Source organism: Phycicoccus sp. M110.8, from assembly GCF_032464895.1.
Taxonomy (GTDB): Bacteria; Actinomycetota; Actinomycetes; order Actinomycetales; family Dermatophilaceae; genus Pedococcus.
The window spans coordinates 189398-207208 of record NZ_JAWDIC010000002.1 but is presented as its reverse complement, the minus strand read 5'-3'; the positions used below and the strand labels follow the sequence as shown (position 1 = coordinate 207208).

At 73.4% G+C, this 17811-nt stretch carries 17 protein-coding genes; 9 read left to right on the top strand and 8 right to left on the bottom strand.

What is annotated here, in order from left to right; genetic code table 11:
* The first annotated feature begins 25 nt into the window (after positions 1–25).
* From RKE38_RS12450 to RKE38_RS12425, 6 genes are read left to right on the top strand one after another with little or no spacing between them, the layout of a single operon-like run.
* Positions 26–775, top strand: a complete 750-nt coding sequence (locus RKE38_RS12450; protein ID WP_316007966.1) for a TSUP family transporter — start codon at positions 26–28, stop codon at positions 773–775.
* Positions 766–1488 (top strand): nucleoside/nucleotide kinase family protein, encoded by a 723-nt coding sequence (locus RKE38_RS12445; RefSeq protein ID WP_316007808.1) that lies wholly within the window; start codon positions 766–768, stop codon positions 1486–1488. The genes RKE38_RS12450 and RKE38_RS12445 overlap by 10 nt, the downstream gene beginning before the upstream one ends.
* A gap of 56 nt (positions 1489–1544) precedes the next feature.
* Positions 1545–2975: a ferredoxin reductase family protein gene (locus tag RKE38_RS12440; RefSeq protein WP_316007807.1), complete on the top strand. Its 1431-nt coding sequence runs from the start codon at positions 1545–1547 to the stop codon at positions 2973–2975.
* Positions 2976–2983: 8 nt separating this feature from the next.
* Positions 2984–3535, top strand: coding sequence for an FMN-binding protein (locus RKE38_RS12435; protein ID WP_316007806.1), 552 nt, complete (start codon positions 2984–2986; stop codon positions 3533–3535).
* A complete protein-coding gene (locus RKE38_RS12430) occupies positions 3532–4317 on the top strand; it encodes an FAD:protein FMN transferase (protein WP_316007805.1) in 786 nt (261 codons plus the stop codon). The genes RKE38_RS12435 and RKE38_RS12430 overlap by 4 nt, the downstream gene beginning before the upstream one ends.
* Before the next feature lie 15 nt (positions 4318–4332).
* On the top strand, positions 4333–4962 hold the full coding sequence (locus RKE38_RS12425) for a histone deacetylase (RefSeq protein ID WP_316007804.1): 630 nt from the start codon (positions 4333–4335) through the stop codon (positions 4960–4962).
* Here the strand turns inward: RKE38_RS12425 and RKE38_RS12420 are convergent.
* The gene (locus RKE38_RS12420) at positions 4940–6916 is read right to left on the bottom strand and encodes a thioredoxin domain-containing protein (RefSeq protein WP_316007803.1); all 1977 of its coding nucleotides are present in this window, start codon (positions 6914–6916) and stop codon (positions 4940–4942) included. The two genes, RKE38_RS12425 and RKE38_RS12420, sit on opposite strands and share 23 nt — an antisense overlap.
* Before the next feature lie 210 nt (positions 6917–7126).
* Between RKE38_RS12420 and RKE38_RS12415 the strand changes: the two genes are divergently transcribed.
* Positions 7127–8368 carry a hypothetical protein gene (locus RKE38_RS12415; RefSeq protein WP_316007802.1) on the top strand — a complete coding sequence of 414 codons (1242 nt, stop codon included), beginning with the start codon at positions 7127–7129 and terminating at the stop codon, positions 8366–8368.
* A 54-nt stretch (positions 8369–8422) separates the two neighbouring features.
* Here the strand turns inward: RKE38_RS12415 and RKE38_RS12410 are convergent, their stop codons facing one another.
* The 3 genes from RKE38_RS12410 to RKE38_RS12400 are packed head-to-tail and all read right to left on the bottom strand — an operon-like array spanning position 8423 to position 10295.
* Positions 8423–9370, bottom strand: a complete 948-nt coding sequence (locus tag RKE38_RS12410) for a hypothetical protein (RefSeq protein WP_316007801.1) — start codon at positions 9368–9370, stop codon at positions 8423–8425.
* Positions 9367–10020, bottom strand: coding sequence for a cytochrome b N-terminal domain-containing protein (locus RKE38_RS12405; protein ID WP_316007800.1), 654 nt, complete (start codon positions 10018–10020; stop codon positions 9367–9369). Before RKE38_RS12405 ends, RKE38_RS12410 begins: the two co-directional genes overlap by 4 nt.
* Positions 10017–10295 carry a hypothetical protein gene (locus RKE38_RS12400; RefSeq protein ID WP_316007799.1) on the bottom strand — a complete coding sequence of 93 codons (279 nt, stop codon included), beginning with the start codon at positions 10293–10295 and terminating at the stop codon, positions 10017–10019. Before RKE38_RS12400 ends, RKE38_RS12405 begins: the two co-directional genes overlap by 4 nt.
* 347 nt (positions 10296–10642) lie before the next feature.
* Between RKE38_RS12400 and RKE38_RS12395 the strand changes: the two genes are divergently transcribed.
* Positions 10643–12490, top strand: coding sequence for a sialidase family protein (locus RKE38_RS12395; protein WP_316007798.1), 1848 nt, complete (start codon positions 10643–10645; stop codon positions 12488–12490).
* Between the two features lie 85 nt (positions 12491–12575).
* Here the strand turns inward: RKE38_RS12395 and RKE38_RS12390 are convergent, their stop codons facing one another.
* From RKE38_RS12390 to RKE38_RS12375, 4 genes are all read right to left on the bottom strand, one after another.
* Positions 12576–13163 (bottom strand): hypothetical protein, encoded by a 588-nt coding sequence (locus RKE38_RS12390; protein ID WP_316007797.1) that lies wholly within the window; start codon positions 13161–13163, stop codon positions 12576–12578.
* Positions 13160–14944, bottom strand: coding sequence for a lamin tail domain-containing protein (locus RKE38_RS12385; RefSeq protein ID WP_316007796.1), 1785 nt, complete (start codon positions 14942–14944; stop codon positions 13160–13162). Before RKE38_RS12385 ends, RKE38_RS12390 begins: the two co-directional genes overlap by 4 nt.
* Positions 14945–15053: 109 nt before the next feature.
* Positions 15054–15779, bottom strand: a complete 726-nt coding sequence (locus RKE38_RS12380; RefSeq protein ID WP_316007795.1) for a transporter substrate-binding domain-containing protein — start codon at positions 15777–15779, stop codon at positions 15054–15056.
* Positions 15776–16429: a GNAT family N-acetyltransferase gene (locus RKE38_RS12375; protein ID WP_316007794.1), complete on the bottom strand. Its 654-nt coding sequence runs from the start codon at positions 16427–16429 to the stop codon at positions 15776–15778. Before RKE38_RS12375 ends, RKE38_RS12380 begins: the two co-directional genes overlap by 4 nt.
* A gap of 155 nt (positions 16430–16584) precedes the next feature.
* Here RKE38_RS12375 and RKE38_RS12370 point away from each other — a divergent pair, with 155 nt between their 5' ends.
* The gene (locus tag RKE38_RS12370) at positions 16585–17799 is read left to right on the top strand and encodes an NAD(P)/FAD-dependent oxidoreductase (RefSeq protein WP_316007793.1); all 1215 of its coding nucleotides are present in this window, start codon (positions 16585–16587) and stop codon (positions 17797–17799) included.
* Positions 17800–17811: the final 12 nt, after the last annotated feature.

Here is a 17811-nt window from a genome sequence, read left to right as displayed (position 1 = left end):
CGTCGCGACGAGCACGCTGCTGCTCATGGCGCTGGCCGGGTTCGCTGCCGGCTGGGTCGACGCCGTGGTCGGCGGGGGCGGGCTCGTCCAGCTGCCGGCGCTGCTGCTCGGCTTCCCGGGCGCGACGCCTGCCCAGCTGCTCGCCACCAACAAGGTGTCGTCGGTCTTCGGCACGGCGACGAGCTCGCTGACCTACTGGCGTCGGGTCCGGCCCGACCTGCGCACGGCCCTGCCGATGGCGGCGGTCGCGTTCGTCGGGTCGGCCGGTGGTGCGCTCATCGGGCTGCACATCCCGAAGTCGGCGTTCAACCCGATCATCCTGGTGATGCTCGTGGTCGTGGGTGCCTACACCGTCGCCCGGCCGTCGCTGGGGCAGGAGACGGCCCTGCGGTTCGACGGTCACCGGCACACGGTCGTGGCGATGCTCACCGGCTTCTGCATCGGGGTCTACGACGGGGCGCTGGGCCCGGGCACGGGCAGCTTCCTCGTCTTCGCGCTCGTGGGGCTGATGGGTTATGCCTTCCTCGAGGCCAGCGCCAAGGCCAAGATCGCCAACCTGGCCACGAACCTCGGCGCGATCGCGGTCTTCGCACCGGGCGGGCACGTCATGTGGGGGATCGGCCTGGTCATGGCCGCGGCCAACCTGCTCGGCGGCTACACCGGTGCCCGCACGGCCGTGGCCCGGGGCAGCCGGTTCGTGCGGGTCGTGTTCGTGCTCGTCCTCGTCGCCTTCATCGTCCGCATCGGCGGCCAGCTCCTGGGGTGGTGGACCTGACCGGGGCCCCGGCGACCGCCCCGGTCCCGGACGGCGCGCTCCTCACGCGGATCCGGTCACTGGCGGCAGCAGCACGGCGCGACGGCCGACGGCGGGTCCTGGGCATCGCGGGCCCACCCGGGTCGGGCAAGACGACGCTGGTCGCGACGGTCCTGGCAGCCACCGCCGACGACCCCGGCGTGGCCGGGCACGTCGCCCACGTGCCCATGGACGGCTTCCACCTCCCCGACGCCGACCTCCGGCGGCTGGGCCGCCGTGACCGCAAGGGAGCGCCCGACACGTTCGATGCCGCGGCCTACGCGGCGGTCCTCGGGGCGGTGCGGGAGGTGCCGCGCCACGAGGTCGCGGCGCCGGCGTTCGACCACGCGGTGGGGGAGCCGGAGCCGGGCGCCCTGGTCGTCCCGGTGCGGGCGGACGTCGTCGTCACCGAGGGCAACTACCTGCTGGTCGACGACGAGGCGTGGCGACCGGTGCGCGCCCAGCTCGACGAGGTGTGGTTCTGCGCGCTCGCGGACGACGTGCGGGTGGAGCGGCTGGTGCGGCGGCACGTGGGCACGGGCCCGGCGCCGCAGGACGCGCGCGCCTGGGTGCTGCGCTCGGACGAGGCCAACGCGGTCCTGGTCGGCCCGACGGCGGCTCGTGCCGACCTGGTCGTGGTCGACGGGCGGGTCGTGCGTGGACAGGGTGGTCGGGCGGCCCCGGACGAAGACTGACGTCCGTCACGGGCCGTCCACAGCAACCTCACAGACGGCGGCCGCAGAGTCTTCCCGTGACCTCGACCGACCTCGCCGGCGCCATGGCGCCGACAGCCGCCTCCGCCGCACCCGCCCGGCGCCCTCGCCCCGTCCGGCCCGTGCCGAGCTGGTGGCGTGACGCCTCGGTGTCGCTGTTCTGGTTCGTCGTCCTCTTCGTGGTGACACTCTGGGTCGCCAACGGCGGTGTGCAGGACCTCGGCAGCCTGGGCACAGGCCTCACCTCGCTGGGCCGCCTCACCGGGCTCGTGGCCTCGGCGCTGCTGCTCGTGCAGGTCTTCCTCATGGCGCGGGTCCCGTGGTTCGAGCAGGCGTGGGGCCAGGACGCCCTGGCCCGGACCCACCGGTACGTCGGCTTCACCTCCTTCAACCTCCTCTGGGCGCACATCGTCCTGATCACCCTCGGCTACGCCGCCACCGGTCCGAAGGGCCTGTGGGGCACGATCGTCGACTTCGTCGTCAACTACCCGGGCATGCTGCTGGCCGTCGCCGGCACCGTGGCCCTGTGCATGGTGGTCGTCACCTCGGTCAAGAAGGCCCGGGCGCGGCTGCGGTACGAGTCGTGGCACCTCATCCACCTCTACGGCTACCTCGGCGCGGGGCTGGCGCTGCCGCACCAGCTGTGGACCGGGCAGGAGTTCCTCACCTCCCGCGTCTCCACCGTCTTCTGGTGGACCCTGTATGCCGTCTGCGCCGGCGCGGTGCTTGTCTACCGCCTGGGGCTGCCTGCCTGGCGCTCGCTGCGCTCTCCGATCAGGGTCGTCTCGGTGCGGCAGGAGGCGCCCGGCGTCACCTCCGTCGTCGTCGGCGGCCCGGGGGTGGAGCGGCTCGACGCGCTCCCCGGCCAGTTCTTCCAGTGGCGCTTCCTCGACGGGCCGGGCTGGACCCGCGCCAACCCGTACTCGCTCTCCGCGGCCCCGGACGGACGCCACCTGCGCATCACCGCGGCCCACGTCGGCGACGGCACCGCCCGGCTGGCGCGGCTGCGGCCCGGCACCCGCGTCCTCGTCGAGGGGCCGTACGGCCGCCTGCACGAGGGGGTGCGCACCCGGCGCAAGGTCCTGCTCATGGGCTCGGGCATCGGCATCACCCCGATGCGCGCGCTGCTCGAGGGCTTCCGGCAGGCGCCCGGCGACGTCACCGTCATCCACCGCGCCCGGACCGGCGAGGACCTCGTGCACGCCGACGAGCTGCACGACCTCGCGACCCAGCGGGGCGCCCGCTACTTCACCGTCGAGGGGCCGCGCGTCCCGGGGCGGGAGACCTGGCTGCCGCAGTCTGCGGCCCACCTGACCGACGCCCAGGCCCTCACCCAGCTCGTGCCCGACGTGGCCGAGCGGGACGTGTTCCTGTGCGGCTCGCCCGGCTGGATGGAGGCCGCGCGGCGCGCCGCGCTGGCCTGCGGCACCCCGAGCGAGCGCATCCACCTCGAGCGGTTCACGTACTAGGAGCACCCGTGCGACGCATCACCCTGTGGGGACTGTCCACCCTCACCACCCTCGTCCTGCTGTTCAGCTATCACACCTCGACCGGCGCCGGGACCTCGCTCGCCGCCCCCGTGGTGGCCCAGTCGGGGTCGGCCTCCGGCAGCTCGGGCAGCTCCGGCTCGAGCAGCAGCCCGACCGGCTCCGGCTCCAGCGGCACGTCCGGGTCGAGCGGGAGCTCCGGCTCCTCCTCAGGGAGCTCCGGCTCGTCGAGCTCGTCCTCCAGCGGGTCGAGCAGCTCCTCGGCGACCAAGACCTACGACGGCGACACCGCGCAGACGCGCTGGGGTCCGGTCCAGGTCCGGATCACGGTCCAGGGCGGCAAGATCACCAACGCCGAGGCGATCGTCTACCCGAACAACAACGGCCGCGACGTCGAGATCAACTCCTACGCGCTGCCCGTCCTCAACCAGGAGGCCGTGCAGGCACAGAGCGCCAACATCGACATGGTCTCCGGGGCGACGGTCACCTCCGACGGCTACCTGCAGTCGCTGCAGTCGGCGATCGACCAGGCGCACCTGTGACGGCGGCCGTGACCCCGGCCCCGAGCGGTGGCGGCACCGCGGATGGCGTCACGGACGGCACCACGGACGCCCCACGGCGCGCCTTCGTCGAGCAGGTCATGGGTATGCCGGTCTCCGTCCACCTGCGGGGGGACGTCGACTCGCCGGCCGCCGACGCCGCCGTCGGGCAGCTCTTCGCCCACCTGCGCAAGGTGGACGAGGTCTTCAGCACGTGGCGCGCCGACAGCGAGCTGTCGCGGGCGCTGAGGGGCGAGCTGGACCCGCGTGACGCCCACCCGTGGCTGGCGGAGGTGCGCGAGCTGTGCACCGTCGCCGAGCTGCGAACCGGCGGGCTCTTCAGCGCGCACACCGCCGACGGCGGCTACGACCCCACCGGCCTGGTCAAGGGCTGGGCGGTCGAGGGGGCCGCCGCCCACCTCGCGCACGTCCCCGGCATCTCGTTCTGCCTGGGCGCCGGGGGCGACCTGGTCGCCGGTGCCGGGTACGGCGCGGCTCCGTCCTCGTGGCGCATCGGGATCGAGGACCCGCGCGACCGCAGCCGCGTCGCGGCGACCGTGGAGCTCACCCGCGGTGGGCTGGCGACGTCCGGCACCGCAGCCCGTGGCGCCCACATCCTCGACCCGCGCTCCGGTGCAGCCGTGGAGCGGTCCGGGTCGGCCACGGTGTGGGGTCCCACCCTGCTGTGGGCCGACGTCTGGGCCACGGCACTGTTCGTGGACCCGGTGGCCGGCGCCGGGGCGCTCGAGCTGGCCGAGCCGGCATACCGGCACCTCGTGCTCTGAGCACCGTGTGGCACGGTGGAGCGCGTGCAGGTCTGGTACGCGTGCTACGGCAGCAACCTCCGACGTGACCGCTTCCTCTGCTACGTGCAGGGAGGCCGGCCCCAGGGGGCCCGGCGCAGCTACCCCGGCGCCCGCAACGGCGCCGCGCCCGCGGACGACCGGCCGATGACCCTCCCGGGGAGCGTCCTGTTCGGCTGGGAGTCGCCCACCTGGGGTGGTGGGATCGCGTTCTACGACGCAGGTGCGGGCGGCACCACGCTGGCCCGGGCCTACCTCGTCACCGACCAGCAGTTCGCCGACGTGGCGGCGCAGGAGATGCACCGCGAGCCCGGCACCGACCTCGACCTCGCGCAGGTGCTCGAGCACGCGCGGCACGACGTCGGGCCCGGGCGCTACGAGTCCCTCCTGCTCGTGGGTGAGCTCGAGGAACACCCGGTCCTGACCTTCACCACGCCGGATCCCGCTGCGGTGCAACGAAACCCGCCTGCACCGGCCTACCTGCGCACCATGGCCGACGGGCTGCGCGAGGCGCACGGTCTCGACGACGACCAGGTGGCCGACTACCTGCTGTCGTGCCCCGGGGCGGTCCCCGGCTGGGACGCAGGCCGGCTGGCGGCGGAGGTCACCGGGCCAGTGCGGCGCTGAGCGCGGCCGCGTCCGTCACCGGCGCGTCGCACACGAACCCGCGGCAGACGTATGCCGCGGCGGCGCCGCGCACGAGCGGACGGTCGGCGAGCAGCGGCACACCGGGGGAGTCCGGCCGGCCGTGCGCGAGGACCAGCCCCGGTGACGACGAGGCCCGTGCCGTCGCGAGGAGCTCTGCGGCGTCGACGCCCTCGCCGACGACGGCCACCTGCAGCGGTCCGGCCACGGACGCCTCGGCCACCGCCAGCGCCCACCCCGCGAACCGGGGGTCGCGCGCGGCGAGGAAGCCGGAGGACGACAGCGCTGCCTCGGCACGGTCGCGCATCGCCGTGTCGCCCGTCAGGGCCGAGCAGGTGAGCAGGGCGCCGGCGATGGCGGACTGGCCGCTCGGCTCGGCGTTGTCGGCAGGGCTGCGGGGCCGGAGCACGAGCGGCTCGGCGTCGGCAGCGGTGTCGTGGAAGCCGCCGTCGTCCGCACCGAACTGCTCGACCGCGACCTCGAGCAGCTGCCGGGCGGTCTCCAGCCAGCGCGCCTCACCCGTGGCCTGGTGCAGTGCGAGCAGGCCCTCCGCCAGGTTGCCGTGGTCGACGGCCACCCCGGCTGCGGCCCCGACCCGGCCGTCGCGCGAGGAGCGGCGCAGGCGTCCGTCGACGAGGTGGGTCCCGACGACGAACTCCGCACAGGCACGGGCCAGCTCGAGCAGCGACGGGTCGTCGAGGGCGATCGAGGCGTCGGCGAGGGCGGCGACCGCCAACCCGTTCCAGGACGTGACGACCTTGTCGTCGCGGGCCGGCTGCGGGCGCTCGTCGCGGGTCGACAGCAGGCGGGACCGCACGCCGGCCCACCACGTGGCGTCGTCCGGGTCCGCGCGCAGCTGGAGGGTGGAGGAGCCGTGCTCGAACGTGCCCTCCTCGGTCACGGACAGCAGCTCTGCGGCGCGGGCGCCGTCGTGCTCGCCGAGGACCTCGACGAGCTGCTGGGGCGTCCAGGCGTAGGTGAGGCCCTCGACGCCCTCCGTGTCCGCGTCCAGGGCGGACGCGAAACCCCCTGTGCCCGTGAGGAGGTCGCGCCGCAGGAACTCCGCCGTCTCGGCCACGACGCGGCGGGCCAGGGGGTCGCCGGTGGCCCGCAGCCAGTGCGAGTACACGCGCAGCAGCTGGGCGTTGTCGTAGAGCATCTTCTCGAAGTGCGGGACGACCCAGTCGGCGTCGACGGAGTAGCGGGCGAAGCCGCCGCCGAGCTGGTCGTACATGCCGCCGCGTGCCATCGCGGTGCAGGTGCGCTCCACCATCGCCAGCGCGTCCGCCGACCCGGTCCGGGCGTGGTGGCGCAGCAGGAACTCCAGCACCATCGACGGCGGGAACTTGGGAGCCCCGCCGAAGCCGCCGCGGGCGTCGTCGAACTGGCGACGCAGGCCTGCTGCCGCCTGCGCCAGGGCACGGTCGTCGAGGGCGGCCGGGGTTGCGGCAGAGGACATCTCACGCAGCCGGCCGGCGATGTGGGCGCTGCTCTCGAGCACCCGCACGCGCTGCTCGGCCCAGACCGTGCGGACCTGCGCCAGCAGCTGGAGGAACTGCGCCCTGGGAAAGTACGTGCCGGCGAAGAACGGCTCGCCGTCCGGGGTGAGGACGCAGGTCATCGGCCAGCCGCCGTGACCGGTCAGCGCGGTGGTGGCGCTCATGTAGACCGCGTCGACGTCCGGCCGCTCCTCCCGGTCGACCTTGACCGCGACGAAGTGCGGGTTGAGCGCCGCCGCGACCTCCTCGTCCTCGAAGGTCTCGTGCGCCATCACGTGGCACCAGTGGCACGCGGCATACCCGACGCTCAGCAGGACGGGCACGTCGCGGCGACGCGCCTCCGCGAAGGCCTCCTCACCCCACTCCTGCCAGTCGACGGGGTTGTCGGCGTGCTGGAGCAGGTAGGGGGACGTGGAGTCCGCGAGGCGGTTGGGCATGCGCCCACCGTATGCCGGGGGTGTGCCGCACGTCGGCGGCCCCCTTGCCTGAAACCAGACCAATGCTTGACCCCGGCTTGCCTTACCGAGGGTCAGGAACACGCTTGCATGGGCGTCGTCAACTGGACACGCACCGGTCCGCACGCCGCCGCGGGGCCAGGCGCACAACAGCCGGGTCGCAATGGCGCGACCCGGCGGATCGGAGATGCAGTGCCTGCTTCATCCCCCACCCGGCGCCGCAGGCGCACCCCTGCCGCCCTGGCTGCCGGCGCCGCCCTGGCCGCCGCGACCCTGGTCGTGGCCCTCCCGGCCCCGGCGCTCGCGGACGGCCCCGGCGCCGGAACACCCACGGTCGTCACGGTCGGCGACTCGTACATCTCGGGTGAGGCCGGCCGCTGGGCCGGCAACACCAACACCGGGTCGCAGTACGTCGACGCGCTCGGCTCGACCGCCTACTACGACAACGCGTCCGACACCGCCGAGACGATCCCGCGGTGCCACCGCTCCCACGCGGCCGAGGTCCACCTCGGTGGTGGCGTCAACGGCATGAACCTCGCCTGCTCGGGAGCCAAGACGACGACGTACACCGACTCCAACGGCTACTTCAAGCCCGGGCTCGACTTCTACGACAACGGCGCGGGCAACCAGGGCCAGGCGACGATGCTCCAGGCCTACGCCAGCAGCCACAACGTGACGATGGTCGCGGTCTCCATCGGCGGCAACGACTTCAACTTCGGCTCGATCGTCCAGTCCTGCGTCTCGGACTTCCTGACGTCCTCGTCGCTGTGGCCCAACTACTGCAACGACGACTCCTCGGTCACGGCGAACTTCACCAGCAGCAACGTCAGCGCCCAGACCACGGCCATCAAGAACGCCCTGCTCAACGTGGCGACCGCGATGCGCAACGCGGGCTACGCCGACTCGCAGTGGACGCTGATGGTCCAGGACTACATGTCGCCGCTGCCCGGCGGCTCCGGGATCCGGTACCCCCAGAGCGGCTACACGCGGCAGAACACCGGCGGGTGCGGCTTCTGGAACAAGGACGCCGACTGGGCCAACTCCACGGCGCTGTCGACGATCAACAGCAGCGTGAAGAACGCCGTCTCGGCGACCGGGCTGTCCAACACCCGGGTGCTCGAGCTGGCGACGGCCTTCAACAGCCGGCGCCTCTGCGAGAACACGGTCGGGCTGCTCGAGGAGGAGGGGCTGTCCAGCTGGACCGGGGCCGGCGCGGTCGACAAGACGGAGTGGGTCAACCAGATCCGGACCGTTTCCACGGCGACGAGCGACTACTACGTCCAGGAGTCGCTGCACCCCAACTACTGGGGTGAGCTCGCGCTGCGCAGCTGCCTGCGCCAGGCGTACAACGGCGGGACCCCGAAGTCGGGTACCTGCACCCGCAGCTCGACCGGGCTCACGTCCTCCGGCGAGCCGGTGATGTCGCTGAAGTGACCACAGGGCGGGGGTGGCACGGCGCCATGCCGTGCCACCCCCGCGAACCGGAGGTCACCGGGCGGAACGCCGGTACCAGTCGCGCCAGATGAGCCGGTGGACCGGGATCCAGCGCGGCAGGTCACGCAGGCCGGGGATGAAGGGCACGAGCACCAGCCCGAGCGTGAGCACCATCATCAGCCCCCACACCAGCGCGTCGGCGTTGTCAGAGGTGGAGAACGGCGGCACCTGGTACCAGAAGGTGTAGAGCCACAGCCACGGCTGCCCGGGGTAGTTGCCGGTCTCGTTCATCATCCCCCACTGGTCGCCACCCAGGCTGCGGGCGCGGGCCTGGTCCTCGAGGTGGCTCCCGTCGGCCAGCAGGAGCAGCTGACGGGTGGGGTCGCTGCGGTAGAAGGTGCTCCCGCCGAGCTGCTGCTCGAGGCCGCCCGACGCGGCGAGCCGCTCGAAGCCGTTCGCGATCGCCGGCACCGGGCCGTACTGCCCGGCCGCCACCTTGGCGGGGTTGCCGTCCGCCTTGCCGAGTGCCGCCTCGTACGTGGTCGCCCACTGGGCGCGCTGGGCCGTCGTCGCGACCGACCAGACCCCCAGGGCCGTGGCGACCACCGGGCCAGGGTTGGAGCGCCGCAGCGGGGTGAGGACGAGGTCGTTCGCGGAGTCGACCGGGTAGCGCACGCCCGCCCACTTCTGCAGCGGCACGCCGAGCAGCGTCTGGCCGGTGGCGGCGGAGTTGTAGGGCGGTCCGTAGGAGGCGCTCGTGGAGTCGCCGGACAGCTCAGCGACGGCGGTCGCCACGACGTCGTTCGGTGCGGCCTTGGCCCAGTCCTGCAGGGTGAGCGCCTTCTCGTCGGGCGACCCGAAGACCGCGGCCAACACTGCCGTGAGGACGACGACGGCCGCCAGCGCCAGCACGAACTCCTTGACGAGGTCGTACGGCCGCGTGGGGAAGCCGTGCGAGTCCGGCGTGACCCGCTGCACCCGCGGCCGCGTGAGCGTCGTCATGGCCGCACCTCCTCGGCCGCGGTCTCGGACATGGCCCCTGTCCCGGTGCGCACCTCGTCGATCGGCGGGACGACGCCGTGACGGCGGACCAGGATGACGTGGGCGACGGCGATGATGCCGACCGCGAACGGCAGCAGGACGACGTGGAACAGGATCATCTGTCCGGTGTCGAGGACGTTGAAGAAGGCGCCGATGCCGACCGAGTTGAGGCCGTCCTTGGCCTGCGTGCTGATCCACTGGCTGTCGAAGTTGGTCTGGACGAGATAGCCGGTGAAGGCCGTGCCGATCGAGGCCAGGAACGCCACGACCCCGGTGATCCAGGTCAGGGCGCGGCCACCGCGCCAGGCGGCCATCCAGAACTTGCCCCACAGGTGGATCACCATGACGACGAAGAAGAGCTCGACCGACCACAGGTGCAGGCTGTTGACGTAGCGACCGAGGGTCGAGGTGTGCCACCACCCGACGCCCCCGATGCTGAGCCCCATGCCGGTGAGCACGACCACCACCAGCGAGGCGAGGGTGAGGACACCGAAGACGTAGATCCACGAGGCGACGTAGGCCGGCTGGCGGTCAGGGAGGACCTGGCCCGGCGGCACGGTCCGGCTGACGCGCTCGCGCAGCCACACGGTCCAGCTGGTCGAGGAGCTCATCGCCGTGCCTCCGTCCCCTCGTCGGGGGAGCCCGGCGCCGCGGGTGCCGTCGAGCCGGGCCCCGTCGAGCCCGGCGACGCCGTTGGCGGCGCGCTGCGCACGCCCGCGCTCGTGTCGTGGCTGCGTGCAGTCGCACCGGGGAAGGGCAGCAGCAGGGCTGCCGCGAACAGCACGAGCATCAGGACGATGATCACGGCGTTGGTCAGCGACAGGTGCACCACTCCCCAGTCGAGGTAGGTGCCCGCTCCGGAGCCGGCCGGGACGAGGTAGACCATGGGGCGCTCCTTTCCTGGCGAGCGCCCGGGGCCGCACGCCCTCGACCGGCTCGCCCCTTCTGCGCCAACGGTGGGGCACCGCTGTGACGCAGAACAGGGACCAAGGGCCCGTCCGCTCGTCCGCGGCTGACCTGCGGTTTCGTCCTCGTATGGGGGTTGTGCCGCCCGGGACCCGGTGGCAGGGTGGGCCCGCCGGACCGCTTGCCCACGCACCCGCAGGGCCGTACCCCTCCCGCGCGCGAGCCGTCGATCTGACGATGGCGGCCGCAACCGTCGGTCGCTTCCGGACGCGCCACCACACCAAGGGGGGCGCAGGGCCGCGCACCTCGCGCGGAAGGGAGAGGCGCATGCGCCACCACCGCACCCGAGCAGCCGCCGCCGCAGGGCTGACGGTCGCCGCCCTCGCCGGGGCGTCGTCGTTCCTGGCGGCCTCGGCGTCCACCGTGACGGTCACGGACGTGCCCGTCACGGTCGACGCGGCATACGTCAAGGCGAACGGCCGGGTCCCCACACCCGGCGACGCCATCACAGCCTGCGGCGCCAACCGGCGCCAGCAGAACGAGCCCTCGACCGCCATCGACGCGCGCATGACGGACGTGGTCGTGGCCGGGTCCAACGACTACTGCACCGTCGAGCTCGCCGGTGGCACGTGGGCCGGCTTCTACCGCAGCACCGACTCGGGTCGCACGTGGACCGACAGCCTGCTGCCCGGCTACCCGACCGACCAGTCGCCCGAGGGGAAGGCGAGCCCGCTGCAGCAGCAGGGCATCACCAACGCCGGTGACCCGGTGCAGGCCTGGGACACCTCGGGCCGGTTGTTCTACATGGGCAACGCGTTCAACCGCGTCTCGCCGCAGAACGGCTCGGTGTGGGTCGCCACGTACGACCAGGACGCCACCCACTACGTGCGCACCGTCATCGTCGGCAAGGCCGGCCCCGCGCTCAACGGCCGGTTCAACGACAAGACCTCCATCGAGGTCGACCGCGGCGTCTCCTCGCCCCACAACGGGAACGTCTACGCCGCGTGGTCGCTCTTCCAGGGGATCAACGGCAACAACGCCATCTACTTCACGCGCAGCACCGACCACGGCGCCACCTTCACCCAGCCGGCCAAGCTGTCTGTCGGGTCGAAGAACGTCCAGTTCGCCGACATCGCGGTGACGAGCAACGGCACGGTGTACATCGCCTACCGGCAGTTCGACAGCTCTCGCGGGCACCAGGAGAACGCGGTCGCGTACGTCGTCTCGACCGACGGCGGCGCCACCTTCGGCAAGCCCCAGGTCGCGACGCCGTTCGAGCCGTTCGACGCAGCCGACACCGCGGGCAACCCGACCGCAGCGGCCGCTGCGCACGAGCAGGCCTACCAGCACGCCGACGGGCCGGCCGCCGAGGCCGGCGAGGCGTCGGTCGGCGACAGCCGTGACTGCGGCTCGGGCCCGTTCGCGTGCACGAGCGGCTTCGTGTTCTTCCGGCACGACAGCCAGCCGCGGATCACGGCCGACCCCAAGGCTGCCGACCAGCGGGTCTACCTCGTCTACGACGCCACGGTCCCCGGGTCCGAGGTGCCGTCGGCCACGACCTACAACACCGCCGACCCGGCCGGGTCGACGCTGCGGGTCGGGCAGGGCGCGATCTACTTCTCCGTCCTCGACAACGGCCACTGGTCCACGCCGGCACGCCTGGCACCCACGCCGACCGGCCACCAGCTCTTCCCCGACGTCAACGCCGACGGGGGAGTGCTGCACGCGGTCTGGCACGACAGCCGCAACGACCCCGCCTACAGCGTCCAGTACCCGCCCGGGAACAACGGCGCCGTCCGCGACTCCGCGGGCTTCGCCGCCGCCACACCCGGTCTGGACACGTATGCCGCGTCATCGCGCGACGGTGGCGCCACCTGGTCGGTGACGCGGCTGAGCACGACCAGCCAGATGCCGAACTACGAGATGTTCGGTGACCGGCGCGTGCCCTTCCACGGCGACTACAACTACGTGTCGTCCGTGGGCGCCAACGCCTACAACACCTGGACCGACACGCGTCAGGTCGCCGGTGGCGACGACCCGCGGTACGCGGGAGGTACGGGCTTCGACGTGCTGCAGTGCCGCACGCAGGACGCCTCGGGCACCTGGTCGGCCGACACCTGCCCCAACGCGGGCGGTCTCGACCAGGACATCTACGGGGCGGCCACGACCGGCTGAGCCGGGGCCGTCGCGCAGCAGGAGCCGGGGGCGGTACGGCGCCCCCGGCTCCTGGCCGTGCGTGCTGGTGCCGGCTGCAGCCCGCCTAGTGGCGGTGCCCCGGCGAGCCGTGGTCGGACCCGGGCGAGCCGTGGTCGGACCCGGCGGGTCCGCCCGCACACGTGGCCGCCGAGACCACCTCGGCCAGCGCCGAGCGGGCCACCCACCGGGGCCGGCTCCCGTCCAGGGCGTGCACGAGCACCCGCGACCCGGCGACGCGCGTGGCGACGACCTGGTCACCGGTGCACGGATCGCCCGCCCCGGCCGCCCGGAGCTCACCACGCAGCCGGTAGTCGTCGACCCAGCCGGTGACGCCCGTCCTGTCGAGGCTCGTGACCTCCACCTGGGTGCCGAGCACCCGGGTCGGCCGGGCCAGCGTGCCGTCCGGGACCGTGCCCACGACCGCGCCGCGGCCGGCACGGTCGGTCAGGGGGACCGACGCCAGCTCGACCAGCCCGTGGTCGTCCCGGCCGCTGACCAGGACCAGCCGGTCCATGGCGGGGCGGGTCGGCTGCGCCGCGGACCCTACCGCGGCGGTGGCGGGCGCCGCCCCGGAGAGTGCGTGCCCGGCATACCCGAGCAGCAGCACGGCGCCCACCCCGGCTGCGACGACGCCGCCGCGGAGCCGGCTCACGGGCACGTCGTCGGGTTCGCGGTGCCCTTGGTCACCGCGCTGGAGATGGTGCCGCACCAGGCCCCGCCGTCGCCTGTGCGGTGGAACACCTTGTCGTACTGGGTCGAGCCCAGGCTCCAGCTGTAGGTGTCGTAGACCGTCTCGACGCCGCCGCTGATCGCCAGGAACCGCGCCGACTCCGCGCCTGTGTTGTTGAGGTAGCCCGACGGGATGTCCATGACCCAGTGTCCGCCGGCCGCGATCGTCGTGCCGGCCGGGATCTGTCGCGGCGACCCGCCACCCCCGGCGGCGTCGTCAATGTACAGGCCGCTCAGGTCGACCGCCGACGTGCCGGTGTTGTAGAGCTCGACCCACTCGGTGCCCGTGCCGCTCGGGGCCATGAGGATCTCGTTGACCTTGACCGCGGACGGGGATCCGCCGGTGCCCCCGGTGCCACCGGTGCCACCGGTCCCGCTGCTGGCGCGGGTCGTGTAGCTGCGGGTGCCCGCGTCGTAGGCGACGGTGAAGCCGGCGCCCGAGCCCGAGGTCGCCAGGTGCACGGTCCCGTTGTGGTTGTAGGTGCCCGTGTAGTCGATCGCGGCCCCGGTCGTGTCCGTGGTGTCGCACGGGTCGTTCGCGAGGAAGATGTCGGCGCCGACTGTGCGGAACGCGTCGAGCGTGCGGTTGCCGGGGTGGCCGTAGGAGTTGACGCCGCAGGAGATGAAGGCGACCTGCGGGTCGGTCGAGGTGACGTAGCCGTCCGAGGACGAGTGCGCCGACCCGTGGTGGTTGGCGCGCAGCGCGTTGACCGTGCCCATCTTCGTCTTCAGCAGCGACTCGACGTCGTTGTAGGTGTAGCTGTTCGCGCTGGTGGCGTACTCGCCGTCGCTGTCGCCGGCGGTCGCGTAGGCGAACGGCCCGAAGGCGAACCGCACGCCGATCGAGTAGTCGTTCTCGCTCGGCGGGGAGGCATCGAGGTGGTGGTCACCGCTGACCGGCGTGGTGCCGTCGGCCTGCATGACGCCCTTGGCGTTGGCCTCGACGATGGTCGAGGTCACCCCGGTCCCGAGGTCGAGGGACGGCCAGGTGGAGGTGTTGGTCAGCTGGACGACCTTGCCGTTGATGTCGGCGCGGTCGGCCTGGGCCGCGGGCCCGTAGAGCCAGCAGATGAAGCGGGCGCCCGTGCCGGAGGTCGTCCCGGCGTTGTCGTACCTGATCTCGGTCGAGGGGGCCGTGGAGGTGCCGGGTTCGCACGTCCCGTCTCCGTTGCTGTCCTGCCAGGTGCCGCCGTCGTGGTCGATCAGCTGGCCGACCGTGAAGCCGAACCCGCCGCTGGCCGCTGGCGCGAGGAGCTGCCACAGCCCGTTGCCGTATGCCGTGGTGTCACCCGGGACGCGCGGGTACCCGATGTGGTCGAGGTGGTGGTGGGAGGCCATGACGTAGTCGAGGTGGACGGGGCCGGAGGCGATGCCGCAGATCGAGCGGATCTGCGCGGCGACCTTGGTGGCGTTGGTGTTGGTGCCGGTGGTGTTGAACGAGGTCTCGCCGAGGTCGACGAGCAGGGTCCGGCCGGTCGGCCCGACGACGAGCTGGCTGTCGCCCTGGTCGACGTCGAACCAGTAGATGTTGAACTCGCCGGGGGTCCAGGTGCCCGAGGTCGAGCAGTGCGGAGCGTCGGTGACGGCGTGCGCCGGGGCGGTGCCGACGGCCAGTCCGGCGGCGCCGAGGACGGCGGTGAGCAGGCCGACCAGGGCGGGCGGCAGCAGGCGCCGGGTGCGGCGCGTGGGGGAGGGGGTTCGCATGGCTCGGGATCAAAGCCGAGCCGGCGTGCCGGCAGGTGAAGCGCAGGGTGCAGTCTCGTGCCGGTTTGGTCTGTGTTCGGTCAGGGAACTCCCGGGCCCATGACATCCGTCATGGTCGGCCGTCCGCGACGAGGGTCGGGGACTGGCCGGAACGCTCGAGCGAGCGCGCGACGAACCCCTCGGCGACGAGGTCGCCCACCAGGGCGTCGAGGCCTGCCACGGCCGCTTCGGAGCGGCCCCGGGGCGTGCCCACGGCCTGGCGGATCTGCATGAACGCCGGCTCGGCGACCCGGTACCCGGCGTGGGAGTCGACGAACGCCTCGACCGGCTGGCGGATCCCGGCGCCGACCTCCAGCCCCTCCGCGACGAAGACGTCGACACCCTCGGACCCGCGCACCACCTCGGCGCCGGTGAGCTCGCGCGTGAGGTGTAGGTCGTACGCCGAGCCCTCCTTGACGCCGACGCGCACGCCCGCGCGGTCGACGTCCTGCGCAGTGCGCACCGGGGACTCCTCGCGCACGACGTAGACACCCTCGATCGCCACGTAGGGCCGGGTGAACGCGACCTGCTCCTCGCGGGCCGGGTCCACGGCGAGGAAGCAGAGGTCGGCACGGCCGTCGGCCATCGCCTCGTAGGACTTCCGGGCCGCGTCGAAGCACAGGGTCTGCACCGGCACCCCGAGCCGCCGGCCGAGCTCTCGGGCGATGTCGACGGTGACGCCGCGGGGTGCGCCGGAGTCGCCCTGGGCGAGGACCGGGTTGCCGAGGTTGATCGACACGCGCAGCGCCCCCGTCGGGGCGAGCTCGCCGACCACGGTGTCGGGTGTCGACGTCATCGCGATCCTCCGTCCGAGCCCGAGTCCGAGCCCGAGCCCGAGCCTGAGCCTGAGCCCGAGCCCGAGCCCGAGTCCGTTGCCGTGCCCGATGAGGACCCGGCGCCGCGTGCCCACTCCTCGCGGGCCAGCCGGTAGAGGCGGTGCCGCCGGACGGGGCTGCCCTCCTCGATGAGCGGGTGGTCGAAGTCGGCGCCCTCGTCGCGGGTCATGCCCAGCTTGCGCATCACCGACTGCGAGCGGTCGTTCGCCGGCACGACCATGGCCACGATCTCCTCGAGGCCGAGTTCGGTGAAGCCGTGGGCGACGCTCGCGCGGGCCGCCTCCGTGGCATACCCGTGCCCCCAGCCGTCGCGCGCCAGCCGCCACCCGACCTCGACGCAGGGCGTGAAGTGCTCCTCGAAGCGCGGCACCGCGAGGCCGGTGAAGCCGATGAACTGCCCCGTGTCGAGCACCTCGACGGCCCACAGGCCCCATCCGTGCTCGTCGAGGAAGGTCGCGATGCGATCGGCCATCGCGTTGCTCTGCTCGCGCGTCAGGTGGTGCGGGAAGTGCTCCATGACGTCGGGGTCGTCGTTGAGCGCCGCGAACGGCTCGCGGTCCTCCTCCCGCCAGTGCCGCAGGAGCAGTCGGTCGGTGCGCAGCTCGGTCACGTGCCGACCGTATGCCGTCCGGACCCGTCCCGGGCGGGACCGCGGCCCTCGGCGCGCCCGGCCCAGCAGTGGGCCGGCAGCGGGCCGGGCGGTGACGGGCCGGGCGGTGGCAGGCGTGGCGAGCGGTGCGGCACCGCTCGTGCGACGGTGTTCCCGTGCACGACGTCGTGGTGGTGGGAGCCGGCCTGGCCGGCCTGGGATGTGCCCTCGAGCTGGAGCGTCGCGGGCTCGACGTCCTTGTCCTCGAGGCCTCGGACCGCGTCGGGGGACGGGTGCGCACGGACGTGGTCGACGGGCACCTGTGCGACGTCGGGTTCCAGCTGCTCAACCCGTCCTACCCCGCGGTGCGCAGGGTCGTGGACCTGGGCGCGCTCGGACTGCAGTCGTTCGGTGCCGGTGTCGAGGTCCGGCGCGGCGGCGTCACCGCCCTGCTCGCCGACCCGCGCCGCGAGCCCGGCTCCCTGCTGCGCACCCTCGCGAGCGGGCTGGTCACGCCGGGGGAAGTGGGCCGTCTCGCCGCCTGGGCCGCGCCCTCGCTCGGACCCGTCCGGTGGCTCCTGCGCAGCCCCGACACGTCCCTGTCCGGCTCGCTCGACGCAGCGGGGGTGAAGGGGCCCCTGCGGCACGAGGTGCTCGAGCCGTTCCTGGCCGGCGTGCTGGCCGAGGACGAGGGCGCCACCTCCGCGCAGTACGTGCTCCTGCTCGTGCGCTCCTTCCTGCTCGGCACCCCGGGCCTGCCCCGCGACGGCATGCGGGCGCTGCCGGCCCAGCTCGCGGCCGGCCTGCGCCGTCCGGTCCGGCTCGGTGCGGCCGCCGAGCTGGGCGCGGGGACGACGGTGCGCACCCCCGACGGCGAGGTCACCGCCCGGGCGGTGGTGGTCGCGACTGACCTGACGTCCGCGGCCCGGCTCGGCGTCGTGCCGCAGGCGCGGGTCAACGGGCTGCGGACCTGGTGGTTCTCGACGACCGACCCGGCGCCGACGAGCCGCTGGCTGCGCGTGGACGGCGAACGGGGGCCGGTCGTGAACACGGCGGTCGTGTCCGACGCCGCGCCGTCGTACGCCCCGCCGGGGCGCCGCCTCGTGCAGGCCACCACGCTGTCCGGTGCGCCGGACGACGAGGGCCTGGTCCGGGCCGAGCTCGCCCGCCTGTGGTCGACGTCGACCGCCGGGTGGGACCTGCTGGCGAGGCACGACGTGCGCGAGGCGCTGCCGCTCGTGGCCCCGCCGCTCGTGGTGCGCCGCCCCGTCGACCTCGGCGGTGGGCTCTTCGTCGCCGGCGACCACCGCGACACCTCCTCCATCCAGGGGGCGCTCGTGTCCGGGCGACGCGTCGCCCGGGTCGTCGCGACCAGCCTCGGGGTGGGCTGAGCAGGCGCCCGG